18 protein-coding genes and 1 pseudogene are annotated in these 12,606 nt (G+C 51.3%); 4 read left to right on the top strand and 15 right to left on the bottom strand.

Features of this window, described 5'->3' with window-relative positions:
- Positions 1-36: 36 nt before the first annotated feature.
- From B9Z44_RS14440 to B9Z44_RS14375, 15 genes are all read right to left on the bottom strand, one after another.
- The gene (locus tag B9Z44_RS14440) at positions 37-420 is read right to left on the bottom strand and encodes a hypothetical protein (RefSeq protein WP_108402964.1); all 384 of its coding nucleotides are present in this window, start codon (positions 418-420) and stop codon (positions 37-39) included.
- Positions 421-431: 11 nt separating this feature from the next.
- Positions 432-1,121 carry a TraV family lipoprotein gene (locus B9Z44_RS14435; RefSeq protein ID WP_108402963.1) on the bottom strand — a complete coding sequence of 230 codons (690 nt, stop codon included), beginning with the start codon at positions 1,119-1,121 and terminating at the stop codon, positions 432-434.
- Positions 1,118-2,350: a TrbI/VirB10 family protein gene (locus B9Z44_RS14430; RefSeq protein WP_170108518.1), complete on the bottom strand. Its 1,233-nt coding sequence runs from the start codon at positions 2,348-2,350 to the stop codon at positions 1,118-1,120. The genes B9Z44_RS14435 and B9Z44_RS14430 overlap by 4 nt, the downstream gene beginning before the upstream one ends.
- Entirely contained in the window at positions 2,350-3,282 is a 933-nt protein-coding gene (locus tag B9Z44_RS14425) for a TraK domain-containing protein (RefSeq protein WP_108402961.1), read from the bottom strand. The genes B9Z44_RS14430 and B9Z44_RS14425 overlap by 1 nt, the downstream gene beginning before the upstream one ends.
- Positions 3,279-3,875, bottom strand: a complete 597-nt coding sequence (locus B9Z44_RS14420) for a TraE/TraK family type IV conjugative transfer system protein (protein WP_108402960.1) — start codon at positions 3,873-3,875, stop codon at positions 3,279-3,281. Before B9Z44_RS14420 ends, B9Z44_RS14425 begins: the two co-directional genes overlap by 4 nt.
- Positions 3,856-4,254, bottom strand: coding sequence for a hypothetical protein (locus tag B9Z44_RS14415; protein WP_108402959.1), 399 nt, complete (start codon positions 4,252-4,254; stop codon positions 3,856-3,858). Before B9Z44_RS14415 ends, B9Z44_RS14420 begins: the two co-directional genes overlap by 20 nt.
- Positions 4,247-4,717 carry a hypothetical protein gene (locus B9Z44_RS14410; RefSeq protein WP_108402958.1) on the bottom strand — a complete coding sequence of 157 codons (471 nt, stop codon included), beginning with the start codon at positions 4,715-4,717 and terminating at the stop codon, positions 4,247-4,249. Before B9Z44_RS14410 ends, B9Z44_RS14415 begins: the two co-directional genes overlap by 8 nt.
- Positions 4,718-4,782: 65 nt before the next feature.
- A complete protein-coding gene (locus B9Z44_RS14405; RefSeq protein ID WP_108402957.1) occupies positions 4,783-5,283 on the bottom strand; it encodes a TrbC family F-type conjugative pilus assembly protein in 501 nt (166 codons plus the stop codon).
- Between the two features lie 4 nt (positions 5,284-5,287).
- Complete coding sequence (locus B9Z44_RS14400) at positions 5,288-6,307, bottom strand: TraU family protein (protein WP_108402956.1); 1,020 nt, start codon at positions 6,305-6,307, stop codon at positions 5,288-5,290.
- On the bottom strand, positions 6,304-6,954 hold the full coding sequence (locus B9Z44_RS14395) for a conjugal transfer protein (protein WP_108402955.1): 651 nt from the start codon (positions 6,952-6,954) through the stop codon (positions 6,304-6,306). Before B9Z44_RS14395 ends, B9Z44_RS14400 begins: the two co-directional genes overlap by 4 nt.
- The gene (locus B9Z44_RS14390) at positions 6,951-7,442 is read right to left on the bottom strand and encodes a lytic transglycosylase domain-containing protein (protein WP_108402954.1); all 492 of its coding nucleotides are present in this window, start codon (positions 7,440-7,442) and stop codon (positions 6,951-6,953) included. The genes B9Z44_RS14395 and B9Z44_RS14390 overlap by 4 nt, the downstream gene beginning before the upstream one ends.
- 1 nt (position 7,443) lies before the next feature.
- Complete coding sequence (locus B9Z44_RS14385) at positions 7,444-7,659, bottom strand: hypothetical protein (RefSeq protein WP_170108517.1); 216 nt, start codon at positions 7,657-7,659, stop codon at positions 7,444-7,446.
- A gap of 50 nt (positions 7,660-7,709) precedes the next feature.
- Positions 7,710-8,417, bottom strand: a complete 708-nt coding sequence (locus B9Z44_RS14380) for a DsbC family protein (protein WP_108402952.1) — start codon at positions 8,415-8,417, stop codon at positions 7,710-7,712.
- A gap of 2 nt (positions 8,418-8,419) precedes the next feature.
- On the bottom strand, positions 8,420-8,773 hold the full coding sequence (locus B9Z44_RS15085) for a hypothetical protein (RefSeq protein WP_146180633.1): 354 nt from the start codon (positions 8,771-8,773) through the stop codon (positions 8,420-8,422).
- A 2-nt stretch (positions 8,774-8,775) separates the two neighbouring features.
- The gene (locus B9Z44_RS14375) at positions 8,776-9,108 is read right to left on the bottom strand and encodes a DUF5658 family protein (RefSeq protein ID WP_108402951.1); all 333 of its coding nucleotides are present in this window, start codon (positions 9,106-9,108) and stop codon (positions 8,776-8,778) included.
- A 72-nt stretch (positions 9,109-9,180) separates the two neighbouring features.
- Between B9Z44_RS14375 and B9Z44_RS14370 the strand changes: the two genes are divergently transcribed.
- The 4 genes and pseudogenes from B9Z44_RS14370 to B9Z44_RS14360 all read left to right on the top strand — a co-directional run bounded on the left by B9Z44_RS14370 (position 9,181) and on the right by B9Z44_RS14360 (position 12,605).
- Positions 9,181-9,810 (top strand): phospholipase D family nuclease, encoded by a 630-nt coding sequence (locus B9Z44_RS14370; protein ID WP_245912846.1) that lies wholly within the window; start codon positions 9,181-9,183, stop codon positions 9,808-9,810.
- Between the two features lie 9 nt (positions 9,811-9,819).
- Positions 9,820-9,960, top strand: coding sequence for a hypothetical protein (locus B9Z44_RS15285; protein ID WP_211308725.1), 141 nt, complete (start codon positions 9,820-9,822; stop codon positions 9,958-9,960).
- 83 nt (positions 9,961-10,043) lie between these two features.
- A pseudogene (locus B9Z44_RS14365) lies at positions 10,044-11,074 on the top strand (IS110 family RNA-guided transposase).
- A 316-nt stretch (positions 11,075-11,390) separates the two neighbouring features.
- On the top strand, positions 11,391-12,605 hold the full coding sequence (locus B9Z44_RS14360) for a DUF1173 domain-containing protein (RefSeq protein ID WP_108402949.1): 1,215 nt from the start codon (positions 11,391-11,393) through the stop codon (positions 12,603-12,605).
- Position 12,606: the final 1 nt, after the last annotated feature.

Genomic DNA, 12,606 nt, shown 5'->3' with positions numbered 1-12,606 from the left:
GGACTCAGATCGACTGAGCGTCCCCATTGCTCAACATTACTTCTGGTATTCGATTTGGGTAGGAGCAACGGTGATGGATGCTGGTTCGCCAGTGGCCGTTGCCATTGCGCGCACAACACCTGGGCCGATCAAAGCGAAACCGAGAATTGCCAAGATCAAACCAGCCGATCGGTAGCCTGCGCCATGCATCAATTGCCATACGCAAACGAGCAATGAGGCAAATGCCAAAACGAGCACCCAAGTGCTGCTGAGCATGCCTTGCAAATACGTGACCATAGAGTCCCATGAGCTTGCTGTCAGGGCGGTTCCACCGTTCAGGGCGGCGAGCGTGCCAAGAACGGCCAGAACTGAGAGGACCAATGTCGCGCTCATTTGCAAAGTACCAACGTCTTGCGACGAGAGTGGGGAGGTGTTTTTCATGAGGTTTCCTTTTACTTAGGCATGGTTTGCGATCCACTCACAGCGGGATCAAATGCTGATTCGGACTGCTCGGAATTGCTTCCTGGCTGATTGAATTCGTTTGAGGGTGCGCCCTGTGGTCGTTGAGCGTCACCGGGGGTTGTATTGGCCGCTGGAGTGGACTGCGGCTCCAAAGGGCGATGTGGATAGACGCGTTGGTCACCAATGACTGAGCTACCTTGCCCATCAAAACCAGCCCAACGATTGCCACGGATTTCCTTGTAGACAACAGTGTTTTCAGTCAAGACATCGTTGCCATCCACGAAGCGTTTGACCCATACGCGTTGCACCACTGGCCCTTCGCGAACTGGTGCGCCAAGCAATGGAGGCTCTTGACGCACTTGGTGTGGCAGAACCACGGGACGGGCTTGCTTGGGTTTGCTATTCGCATTCGATTCGCCCTTTGCTTCTTCATCGGGTGAGATGCCAATCAAACGATCAAGCTCTTCCATCTGAAAATCTTTGTCGAAGCGGCTTTGCGGGATCTCGCCTGAAGTCGAAGCGTCAACCGAGCGAAATGAGCGGCAATAGGGGCTCTTGGCGTCTTGACGACGATTGCAGTCAAACTTCACCTCGCCCACGGGATTCATTTGAGAGGCGCAACCCTGCAAAACAAGCAAGGCACAAACGCTGGCCAAGATAGAAAACTTGGTTGATTTCATTTTTGGATTCCTTTTTTCGTGCGTTTGAATTCGACGGACTCTTTCAAGATCCAAGTGATGCGCGTACCTGCCAACACTTCAATCACAGGAAAAGTCTCACGAGCGAACTCAAGGTAGAAGCGAGAGAGCTGCGAAGCGGCGTTAGACACCCCTGTACCAACTGCTGTGCGAGCAACCATTGATGGGTCTGGCGTTTGGTATGCAGTAGAGCCACCCGATGCGGTGTTGTTGAAGCCGGGTACTGCAGTCGGCGCGAGTGCGGTGCCAAGGCCTGAAGCGATGCCAGTGATGAAGGCTTGCGCCAAAATCGCGCCCTGCTTGCTCACAACCTTCCCCGCCAAACCTTGAATGCCGTCTGCGTCGACGCCATAGGCCTTGATAGGAGCCTCAAATACGTCTCCGTTGGGGGCTACGCATGAAATGGTGTCGCTGATCGCGTAAGCGCGCTCTGCGCTCAAAACCGCAATGCCTGAGCCGCCCATCAGGCAGTCACCAAGGTCGCTGAGCTTCCAGCCGTTAGGCAGTGTTGCATCGCCCTTGATCTTCGTAACGAAAGGTGCGCCCACATTAATTGCCGATGTAGACGAACCAACTGTGCCTGATGTAGCACCACCTGGACGAGCGTTAATGCCCGTGAGCATGACGCCCTCAAGCGCCGAGTTGATCGGGATCACAATCTTTGGCTCTGGTGTTTTTTCCTTCTCTGTGATTTTTTCGGCTGGCCATGTCTTGAGTTGTGGCGCTGCGGGCAGAGGCTTTGGCTCATCCAGCGTGGCAACTGCCGCTCCGCGAGGTGCCTTTTTCGGGTCCAGTTGCGCCAAATCTAAAGCTGCGTCAACGTTCGGGTTTTGTACACCACCAGGCAAGGGTCGTGATAAATCCACAGCAGGCGGGGTTGCTGCGGTTACGCCTGCTGAGGGAAACTGTTGTGAGTTCTTTGCGGCCTGAATTTCTTGCTTAAGTTGCTGAATTTCCGCAGTCAGGTCTTCTAAGCCTTGATTTCGATTCGTAGATGGCAGCGCTGTAAAGCTATACGACTCGCCGGGCTTCTTTTTCAATTCGTCAGCTGCGGCCTTTTCGATACGCTTTTGTTCTGCGGCGTTTTCTGCTGCTTTGTTCTTCTGTGATTGAACGAAGATGAACACGGAACCCAAAACGAGGATGGCAACAAATATGCCCTTCATCTTTGGGTCAAGTTCCTTCCACTTTTCGACTTGTTCTTCAAACATCATTGCCCCTTTGTTTTTTGCTCTTTACGAGCGAGAACGATGACTCTTGTCGACTCGCCCGCCTTGAGATTTGGTTTGGGGTGAACTGAAATCGCCTGAACTAAATCGCCATCAAATTCGCTTTCACGAATACTTGTTGCCGCTGGTCCTGGGTTCAGAACTCGGTAGACAAAGATGTCTGCTTCCCTGTTGCTCAGCTTCTTCTCAACCTCGACCAACAAACCATTCATGGCAATTGGTGGAACCTTGATTTCGACAATTGAGTAGCCATTGGGCGTTGCGTTCAACGCAACCGTTTCCATCAGGCTTTGAGTGGAAGCAACGTACTCGCTGCCCTTGTTTCCTTTTGCCGAGTCAGATGCGGCGCGAGGTGCAACGTCTTCAACAATGATTGTTTGGCTGGCAATGCCTTTGGGGATTAATTGCAGACCAAGAACTGGCCCGCTGCCATCGTCTGTTTCGATGAAGATCGGGACGGCTTTGGTTACGCCTTGTTTGAAAGCAACATAAATGTTGTTGCTCTTGGCTCGTTTGTCGATCATTACATCGGTGGTGCCGATGACATGCGGATTAACAAATGGGAGCTGGATGCGGTTTGGTTCAGTAGAAGACAAGTAGACGGACACGCTGCCGCCGTTGTTCATCTGAATGGTTCTTGCTCGGGTGAAATCAAGTGCGCTTGTAGACGCCCCCTCGATCTTCATGACGCCTGGGAGATTGATCTCTTTGGTTGGGATATTTTTTACCGCTATTGCCGAGTTGACTTCGGTCGAATTCCACTCTTTCTTGGGCGCGACTTTTTTGACGATCTCGACATGCTGCTTGTCGGATGCTGGCGTGCTTTCTGGGGCTGGTGCATCAGCCCATACAAGGCTTGCCAGCAGCAAACTGGCCAGCGCAACTAAAGTACGTGGGTATTTGTGCAGTTTCATTTTGAATTCGCCTTAATCCATTCGGAGTTGTGAATCTTTTCGCCGGGGTACACCTTGATGTCGTCAACCCACAGTCGATAGTTTTCGATGTGGATGGCGTACTCATAGACATAGGGCTCTGCAGAGTCCTTTGCGGCATTCACCGTGTGTTGCTCGCCCACGATGAAGTGCTTGTTAATTTGCTCGTCATAGACGTAGCGCTTAAAAACGAAATACGAGCTACCCAACTCGCGCTCGGCTTTTGCCTTCTCAACCCTCAAGTCGATTTCGTGGCTCAGGCGCGTATAGGCCTCAGGCGAAAAATACAACTCAAGGAATTTCTTCTGGTATTCCGCGTTCGCGGGATTGAGGTTTCCCAAGTTATTGGTGATTGCATTCAAGGTCGCCAGTTGTGCGTTCTTGTCGAAGGAAGTTCTTTCGATGATTGAATTCGCAGGCATTCCTGGCGTCTGCACCATGATGATTTCGCTCTGGCTCACCAGCTTGAAGGTCACGCCAACGCAAACAAGAGCGGAAGCCAAGACCGCGTAAGTTAGGTGCTTGTTTCTCGTGCGAAGCTCTGACACCGCCTCGTTACGCTGATTCATTTCCATTTGCAGGGCTCCTTGTTGCTTTCTTCGTGAACTCGTCAACGACTTGACTTGCTGCGGGGTTGATGATTTGGTTGTCGCCAATGAATACCGTTTTTTGGCTTTTCAAAGCATCCGAATATCCAGACAGGCCAACACTGAACAGAAAATTTCTGAAGGCTCCTGGAAGGGTTCTTGATTGCCAGTCGATATAGACGCGGTTAACTGCGTAACCCGCAATCGGGATGCCGAGAAAGCCAACGTTCCCCATATCCAAAGCTGAGCCGCAGAAAAGACCAACAAAGACACTGCCAATCACGATGACTGCGTCCTGTAGTTCGACACCAAGGAAGGCCACCCCCGCATCGCCACGCTTGGGAATCCGGAATGACTGATTAATCATGGAGAGGGACCTCCGTGCAGGTCAGGTGTTCGCGCCAGTCATCTGCATTTGCACTCTCCAAAACAGGAACGCATACCTGTGAATCGCGCACAACCACCTTGGGCCAGTTCATCTTTTGTGCGGCAAGGCTTGGGTTCGCCTTACGCTTTGGCTTTGGTTGCATGGCGGCGATTTGGTCTTGCATCACCAGCCAAAGGGCCTCTTCTTCTTGGTAGCTAAAAAACTCGTAGTCTTTTCGCTCAAGACCACCTATCGCGAATGCCTTGTTGGACGCGCCACCGATCACTCGGTTGGCAACTGGTTCGCCGTAAAGAAACTGCCCCTCTGGAGTGGCGAAGTTCACCCATCCGGCACCTCTCTCACCTGATATTTCAAAGCGCGCAGGAGCTGCAAATTCGGCGGCAGAGGCTGTCGCCGAGACTGCCGAAATCGCTACATAAATGGTTAGAAAAATTCGTTTCATGCAATCATTAGTATTAGTTGTATGGCCGAGATTCTACCTGACAAGTAAACAGAAACATATACTTTTCAGTTCGAAGAGAAAGATTTTGTATAAATTTCTGAAGCCTTTGTTTTGACCTCAGAATTTGTGGACCGCTGCGCAAAAAACTTGAGCGCGTTGGGCAATCCGATGTCGCCGCTTACGAGGGCGAAGTCGTTTGATGAAGGATTTATTTCCTTAGCCAAAACAAAGGCCGGGGTGAATTTGATCCCGAATGTTTCATAGAGTTTTGGGTGGATCGTCCACGATGGTGGGCTCTTCCCGCAGCAGTTCGCATTGATGTCTGCAACGTATGCTTTAGCCCCATCGAGGGTGCCTGTCTTCTCCTCAAACCCACGCAAAACAAGCGTTGACTTTGTGAGCGATGCTTCTTTTGCGAGCTGCAAAACTGCCGCCCGAGGCATAGCAGAAGAGACGAAAACATAGGACGCCCACATCGGTGGCTTAAATGAATCAGCAAGGGATTGGGCACCTGCCGCGAAGGTCGCGAGGGCGAAACAAAATGCGAGTGCGATCTTTGTCTTCATGATTTCAGTTCACCGGAAAAGGTTGGCAACAATCTTTGCGCTGGAAAACAAAATACCCGTAGTCCTTATCGTTGGGCCTAGCCGCGCCTACTTCTTGCAGAGCAAGTGGTCGACCGATTGGGGTACACATGTTGTCTGGGAATGGAAACACGCGGTTCGTTTTGTATTGCCGCTTGTCCATGATGATTTGAGGCAATCCCATCGCGCCGCAGGACTGCAGGGCCTCTTGCCCGGCTGGGCTTTGTTGCGCTCCTGCTGCGTGGAGCTTTGCGAACAGACGTGCGAGAACTAAGTGCGAAACTTGTTCTGGTGTGTTTGCAATTCCCACGTTTCCCGTTAGTGGGTACATAGGGCCCCATGCGCCTGCGGTCCAGAAGAGCGAGGCAATTGGAAAAGACGCTGTCGCAGCAATAGCATCCGGCATCTCGGCTGCAATGCTCGCAATACCAGCAAATGGATATGCGTAGGGCGTCAACATCAACGAAAGGCTGTCGTCATTCCAAGTTGGGTCCGCCCAACTAATGAATGGAACATCAAAGGACCGCGAATCAAAGCACGGCGAATTTGCAATGACGCCCAGGGCTGTCATGACGGGGTTGATGTATTCATTAACGTGCATAAAGGCCGACTTAGCTCTGCCGCCAATTTGCTTATTTATGGACTTCTCTCCGCCATATTCACTTGCGTTGTAGGGGGGGCTAATGTCAATGCCACCCAGAAGGGGCATGCAGCCAGGTTTGTTGGTTGTATCAACCATGTATCGCGGCTCCCAAAATGACATGGGGGTACCTGCTGACAAACTACTCGCGCAAATACACACGGGAAAGTGGCTCGCTCCGGTTTCGTAGTCATCTGCGCTCACGCCCAGATTCAACAAACCACCAGCCAAACCAATGGGAAACATGCAGTCGTAACAGATGTCTGTGATGAGGTTTGGGAACTTGCCATTGCATGCCGACTGTGGAAGCGCCGACCATGAGGCGAAAGATAATGCAAGGCCCACCAAAGCTTGAATAAATTTCATTGAATGACTCCGTATTCAACAGCAAGTCGATCTCCACGCTGCGTCAAGGCAACAGGGACGGAATTCAAATCAATGCCATACAACCTTTGCAAGCTAGAGATGATCATTTTTTTCTGATCGAAGTAGAAGGGAATGGTCTTGCCGCCCCACCAGTTCGCATCTTTGTAACGAACCCTTAGGTCATAGTGTGAGCCTGCTGTGAGAACGATCTTCAATGGCTCCTTGCGACCGCGCATGATTGCGTAGTCAATTTGGCGCTGGTCTCGGCCATCAATAAAAATCAAGCCAGAGGTCAATGGTTGGATTTTTAGAGGCTCAACAACCGTGCCTTTTCTCACGACCACTTGTCCACTCTCGTTCTTGTAGTCCTGGGGGATGGTGAAGCGCAATTCGCGCATTTCGAGTCGCGGGGCATAACTGCTCTTAATGCCAAGCGGCGCAGGATTTTTAATAGCGTCGATTGTTTTTGCTTGATAGTCGCGCCAATATTTATCAACCTCGCCAGAGTTTTGTTTTTTGCGAACGATGTCTTTCATTTGTTCGCGTCCGTCTTTGTCGGGTGTGTATACGGGGCCTTTGGCTCCAAGGTCTTCTGCAAGTGCTGATGCAGCCAGAAGAGCAAGCAATGTGGCTAGTAGTCTTTTCATTCGATCACCTGCATTGAATAAACAGTTTTGGGTTCGGCTGCGAGGCTTAGCGGCTTCTTCGTCAGGCGCTCAAGGTGTTTGAAAACTTTGGCGGCGTAATTGATCCTGTCCGCTTCCCGCTCTGGCTTGCCGCCAGCGTTGTAGGCGCCGACAGCGCGCCAAGTCGGCCCGTGCTCTTTGATGGCCATCGAAAGAATCCAGGCCCCTACATGCACGTTCACGCAAGGGTCAAGTATTGACTGCTCCGTGATATTGAATCGACGAAGCGTCTTGAAGTGCTGTGAGTTGATTTGCATCAGCCCAACATCGACACTGCCGTTATCATTAGTGTGTGTCGCGTGTGGTTTGAAATCGCTCTCTTGTTTTGCGATGGCCATAAGCAACCGCTCGTCGACGCCGTAGCGTTTTGCGGCCTCTGCAAAACAGAAGGCATTGGCCCATGTTGTTGCAAAAGCCAAAATGAAACCGAGCGATCGTTTGGCTCTCATATCACTCAGCTTCCTTGTTTTCCTTTGGTGCGGCATAACGTCGTGACAAGAGCTTCACAACAAAAAGCAAACCGTGTAATGCCTCGCAGATCAAGGCGAAGAACACAACAGAAATACCCAAGGAGATGATCACTGGTCCAGCAGAGCCTAGGTCTTCGGCTGAGAAAGCCATGAACAAACCAGTTAATGCCAAGGCCAGCATGACCGTGTGAAACATCACTTTGTTGTTTGACTCGCCACAAGGTTTGGTTTGACAAGCATTGCCACTCATTGCTTTGCTCCTTTTGCGGCGGCGATTTGAGCTTCGATACGTGCCAGTGGAATTGCACCTGGAATCACTGTGCCGTCTTCAAAGATCAGCGCAGGCGTGCCTTGAATTTGATGTTCTTCACCAATAGCCAGATTGCGACTGATCGGGTTGTCGCATGTAGCGAATTTGGGCCTCTTACCTTCTAACAAATAGTCTTTCCATGCTGCTTGTTTATTTGGAGAGCACCAAATGCTCTCGGCAATCACTCGGGCATTGGGGTGAATGGTCGTCAGCGGGTAAGGAAACACGAACACTTGAGTGTCTTGCAGGCGGCTCAAATCGTTTTCCAATTGCTTGCAGTATGGGCAATCTGGGTCGCTGAACACATACAGCTTGTTCTTGCCTGAGCCGAATTTGATCGCGTCTTTGGTGTTGAGCTTGGAGGCGTTGAGTTTGGGCTTGTGGGCTTCACTAATTTGAGCCGTGAGTGATTTGTTTTCTTTTAGGTCGACTACGTCACCGTTAATCAAGATGGACAGGTCATCACGTACAAAAATCACTTCGCCACCTTTGACGACTGAATAAAAACCTGGAAAGGCTTTTTCTACTTTTGCGCCTTGAGCGATTGGGAATCGCTTCACCAAGTCTTCCATGAAGTCAGCACGAGCCGTAGCGCATGCAACAAGCGAACAGAGTGCGACCACGGTTTTAAGTTTCAGATTCATGATCAATGGCTTTCTTTGGGGTTGGGTTTGTTGAGGCGAACCATGAATTCCACGATCGGGGATTCATGGCGATGAAGAAACATGAGAAGAGAGTTGAGGCTTGCCCAGTTGCGGATCAAGTTGTTGGGCGTGCTGAGTACATAAAGCTTCTTGCTGGATTTGCGCTCGGCAAATAAAGCAAAGCCGCTTGCGTATTCCTGGACAAAGATTCGTTGAAGGTCACAGGACTTCGCAGATTCGCTGAATTCACTCGTGCTAATCAATTGGGCGCGCTCACCATCGAGTTCTGGCATTCCTGACAGGAGTGAGCCAACGGCTCTTCGTATGGGGCGAATGGGCTGTGCGGAGCTTTCCATACTCAACCCACGTAGTTGTTAATGACGGTGCCCGCGTATGCCAAGCACATAACCACAAGCGCAACGGCAACTGGCGCATCCATGCCGCGAGAGCGGCTCCAGACGCGAATTAGCAAAGCGATGCTGAGCGTGGCCAAAAACTTCACGACAACAACAGCCAGCGGAAGACCGATGAAAGCTGCAATTTCAAGAATCAATTTATTGGTCTCGATCCGCTCGTTGAGAGCAATCAACGTGCTGTGCAAGTCCAGCGCCTGCAAAAGAAGAATGGCTCCGAATAGCAGCTTGACGAACGACCTGCCCGCAGTGCCTTGGGTTAGTTCAAATGTTTTCATGGCTTCCCATTTAGTAAACGATTTCGTTAACTAAGTATGCCACAATTACGGCAAATAGGATTACATTAATCCATGAATCTCGAATTTTTTAGACACCAATGGTTTAACAATGAAAAGGGCCAGCAAGTGAGCATGTCAATCCATAAATTTTTGGTGGTTCTGATGCTTTTCTGCGGATTTGTATCTTTGCCAACGACTGGAACAGCAGGTCAGGCAGTCAGGGCGGCGGGCTCACTTGAGGTGGCCTTTTCACCCGCAGGGGGCGGTGAGGAGCTTGTGATCAAGGTGATTGATTCGGCTCGATCAGAAATCAAGGTGTTGGCCTACAGCTTCACGAGTGCGCCCATTGTTCGCGCACTACTCGCGGCACATAAACGCGGTGTTGCTGTGTCCATCGTTGCAGACGAGAAGTCGAACTTGTCTGAGGGTGGAGGAAATCAAAAGGCACTAGCTGCACTGTCTGCACTAGCAAATGCAGGTGTTGACGTAAGAACCAGTAATGCCTACGCGGCCAGCCACGACAAGGTCTTATGTGTCGACAGAGTGCATGTTGAAACTGGCAGCTTTAATTTTTCAGCGAGTGCAGAAACGAGAAACAGCGAGAACGTGCTCGTGAACTGGAACAACCCGGACCTCGCCGCCGTGTATCTGAAGCACTTCGAGCGGAACTACAAGCAGTCACGTTCATTCACACCACGCTAAGGAGATGCTATGGATGCCTCCCTGCCCACGGGCAAGGAACACAGACTGTTGAACGCGATGAGTTTGAACAGCCGTTTATCAGGAAGTGAAGGCCCGAGCAATCGGGGTGGATCCTCTGATGGATACGGCATCAAAGTGCCCATGGCGTGATAAACAACAGTTTTCACTAACACCATAGAGGATCCACCATGAATCGTAATACAGGAATGAACGCAGGACAAATCATCGGCACCATGAACGGCCAGCAAGTGGTTGGGTTGGACATTGCCAAATTGGTATTTCAGTTGCACACGGTGGACATGGGGACAGGCGAGATCAACAATGTGCAGATCAAACGCGCTAAAGTGCTTGAGTATTTCGTCAATAAGCCCAAATGTCTGATCGCCATGGAGGCTTGTGGCGGGGCGCATTACTGGGCGCGTGAGCTGCTTGCACTCGGGCACAGTGTTCGAGTGTTGCACGCCAAGATTGTTCGTCCATTTGTCAGTGGTAACAAGACTGATGTCACAGATGCCAGGGGTATCTGGTTGGCGATACAGCAACCGGGGGTGAAGTTTGTGGGGATCAAGTCAGTCACGCAGCAAGCCACACTTACCTTGCACCGTCAACGCGAGTTGCTCATAAAGATGCGCAACATGCAGACCAACGCACTGCGAGGGTTGCTTTACGAGTTTGGAGCAATCTTTGCAAAGGGTAAGAAGGCCCTGTTCAGTGAGATTGAGTCGAGACTTGAAGGGCTGGCAGAAACATTGCCACAAATGGTGGCCGATAGTTTGCGTGAACAAGTGGTGCGCATCAAGGCAATCATGGCAGATATGCAGGCGATTGAGCGGCGCTTGGCACAGCAACTGCGTACAGATGAGCAGATGAAGCGCATTGCTCAAATCCCTGGCGTTGGGGTGTTGACGGCGACGGCAGCGATTGCCACGATGGGGCAAGCAGCGCATTCAAGTCTGGGCGGGAGTTTTGTGCGTGGCTTGGACTGGTGCCCAAACAAACAGGAACGGGCGGCAAGGTGCGTCTTGGCGGTATTTCCAAGCGAGGAGACAGCTATGTGAGGACATTGCTCATACACGGCGCGCGCAGTGTGCTCAGGCATGCCAAAGAGCCAGGGCCATGGTTAGAGCAACTCAAGGGACGCAGGCCAGCCAATGTGGTGATCGTGGCACAAGCGGCCAAGATGGCGCGAACGATTTGGGCGGTGACGGCCAAAGAGCAGGAATTTCAACGAGGGTTTAAGAGTGTCAGGCCGCATGCGGCGTGAGGCAAGAAAGCCTATTTATTAACACTAACTAAAGAAAGGTATGTGGTACGCCGTTGAAGGCGATGAGGTAGCAAAGAGCGAAGAGATGTGAAACGGGTCAGACCGTGGTGAGCTAAACCTGAATCAATGATCGGACATAAAGAGTCCGTTGTAGGAGATGAGGAGCTTGCCAGCGGATATGCATCGGGGCCAGTGGGCTAAATCTAGGTAACTGGGTGAATCCACGAACAAGGCCGGATATAAGTTTGCAGCCAACTTTTTCACAACAAATCGCAAATTCTGCTTGATCGCCGGGAGGCATCCATATAAGACATTGATGCCCTCGTACTTGATCAACAACACGGCAATCGATGCCGAAGGCCCAGAACTTCAAACTCTGCTGGAACACTGTTATGTGGCGAGGCTTCGCCCTTTGTGCGCCTGCAAGGCTCCAGGCGTGCCCATGTACATCAGCAAAATCGCAGGGGTTTATCACATCAAGCGCATGCCAGATTCGGGCGCAGAGCACCATGTGGCATGTGAGTCTTACGATCCACCGCCAGAACTCAGCGGCTTAGGTGAGGTGATGGGGTCAGCGATCAAAGAAGACGTAGAGTCTGGGTTGACCTCGCTTCGTTTTGATTTTGCATTGACAAAAACATCAGGACGAACAGCGCCCACTCCCTCAGACATTGAGCATGACAGCGTAAAGACCGACAGCACGAAGCTAACCATTCGCGCCCTCCTCCACTACTTGTGGGATCGGTCCAAATTGACTCACTGGCAACCCACATGGCAAGGCAAGCGCAGCTGGGGAACCATCTACAAACAGCTCACCCACTCTGCTCATGGCAACCAAGCCAAAGGCCTTGCATTGGCTGATTTCCTTTATGTGCCACAGCCATTTTTTGTCGACCGCAAAGATGAAATTGCTGGCCAACGCGCAGCGTTTTTGCACTCGCTTACTCAAACCGATGGAAAGGCTCGGCGCTTAGGCATTGTGATTGGCGAAGTTAAGGCCATCGAGAACGCTCGCTACGGCTTCAAGATTGTTTTCAAGCAAGTGCCGGATTACCACTTCATGCTGAGTGAAGATGCTCACAAGCGCATCCACAAGCGTTTTGAAAACGAGTTGGCCTTGTGGGGAGCCTTCGATGGTTCGCATCTTGTGGCCATCGCAACTTTCGGCATTGGCCCAACAGGGCTCGCAAGCATCGAGGAGATTGCACTCATGCTGACGACTGAAAACTGGATTCCATTCACTGACCTGAATGAAAAAAACCTGCTTGACCGATTGACCGAATCCAACCGAAGGTTCATCAAGGGCATGCGCTACAACATGAGCACAAAACGCCCCCTTGCGTCGGTTGAACTTGTCGACACTTCCCCCGCACCCACGGCCATGTTCATCACCCCTGCCGACACGGATGATGCCTACAAGCAGGACTTGGCAGACCTAACTGATAAGAGCAAATTGCTCAAATGGGTTTGGGACATTAGCTCCGCGATGCCTCACATCCCAGAGCGAACCAACAAACCAATGCCCCAATAAA

Source organism: Limnohabitans curvus (assembly GCF_003063475.1).
In the GTDB taxonomy this organism is placed as follows: domain Bacteria; phylum Pseudomonadota; class Gammaproteobacteria; order Burkholderiales; family Burkholderiaceae_C; genus Limnohabitans; species Limnohabitans curvus.
The sequence above is the reverse complement of the archived record's forward strand: the minus strand, read 5'-3'. Positions and strand labels throughout refer to the sequence as shown.

Bases quoted from the DNA above. Each gene is read 5' to 3' on its own strand.
- B9Z44_RS14440 (WP_108402964.1), bottom strand. From the start codon at position 420: ATGAAAAACACCTCCCCACTCTCGTCGCAAGACGTTGGTACTTTGCAA.
- B9Z44_RS14435 (WP_108402963.1), bottom strand. From the start codon at position 1,121: ATGAAATCAACCAAGTTTTCTATCTTGGCCAGCGTTTGTGCCTTGCTT.
- B9Z44_RS14430 (WP_170108518.1), bottom strand. From the start codon at position 2,350: ATGTTTGAAGAACAAGTCGAAAAGTGGAAGGAACTTGACCCAAAGATG.
- B9Z44_RS14425 (WP_108402961.1), bottom strand. From the start codon at position 3,282: ATGAAACTGCACAAATACCCACGTACTTTAGTTGCGCTGGCCAGTTTG.
- B9Z44_RS14420 (WP_108402960.1), bottom strand. From the start codon at position 3,875: ATGGAAATGAATCAGCGTAACGAGGCGGTGTCAGAGCTTCGCACGAGA.
- B9Z44_RS14415 (WP_108402959.1), bottom strand. From the start codon at position 4,254: ATGATTAATCAGTCATTCCGGATTCCCAAGCGTGGCGATGCGGGGGTG.
- B9Z44_RS14410 (WP_108402958.1), bottom strand. From the start codon at position 4,717: ATGAAACGAATTTTTCTAACCATTTATGTAGCGATTTCGGCAGTCTCG.
- B9Z44_RS14405 (WP_108402957.1), bottom strand. From the start codon at position 5,283: ATGAAGACAAAGATCGCACTCGCATTTTGTTTCGCCCTCGCGACCTTC.
- B9Z44_RS14400 (WP_108402956.1), bottom strand. From the start codon at position 6,307: ATGAAATTTATTCAAGCTTTGGTGGGCCTTGCATTATCTTTCGCCTCA.
- B9Z44_RS14395 (WP_108402955.1), bottom strand. From the start codon at position 6,954: ATGAAAAGACTACTAGCCACATTGCTTGCTCTTCTGGCTGCATCAGCA.
- B9Z44_RS14390 (WP_108402954.1), bottom strand. From the start codon at position 7,442: ATGAGAGCCAAACGATCGCTCGGTTTCATTTTGGCTTTTGCAACAACA.
- B9Z44_RS14385 (WP_170108517.1), bottom strand. From the start codon at position 7,659: ATGTTTCACACGGTCATGCTGGCCTTGGCATTAACTGGTTTGTTCATG.
- B9Z44_RS14380 (WP_108402952.1), bottom strand. From the start codon at position 8,417: ATGAATCTGAAACTTAAAACCGTGGTCGCACTCTGTTCGCTTGTTGCA.
- B9Z44_RS15085 (WP_146180633.1), bottom strand. From the start codon at position 8,773: ATGGAAAGCTCCGCACAGCCCATTCGCCCCATACGAAGAGCCGTTGGC.
- B9Z44_RS14375 (WP_108402951.1), bottom strand. From the start codon at position 9,108: ATGAAAACATTTGAACTAACCCAAGGCACTGCGGGCAGGTCGTTCGTC.
- B9Z44_RS14370 (WP_245912846.1), top strand. From the start codon at position 9,181: ATGAATCTCGAATTTTTTAGACACCAATGGTTTAACAATGAAAAGGGC.
- B9Z44_RS15285 (WP_211308725.1), top strand. From the start codon at position 9,820: ATGGATGCCTCCCTGCCCACGGGCAAGGAACACAGACTGTTGAACGCG.
- B9Z44_RS14360 (WP_108402949.1), top strand. From the start codon at position 11,391: ATGCCCTCGTACTTGATCAACAACACGGCAATCGATGCCGAAGGCCCA.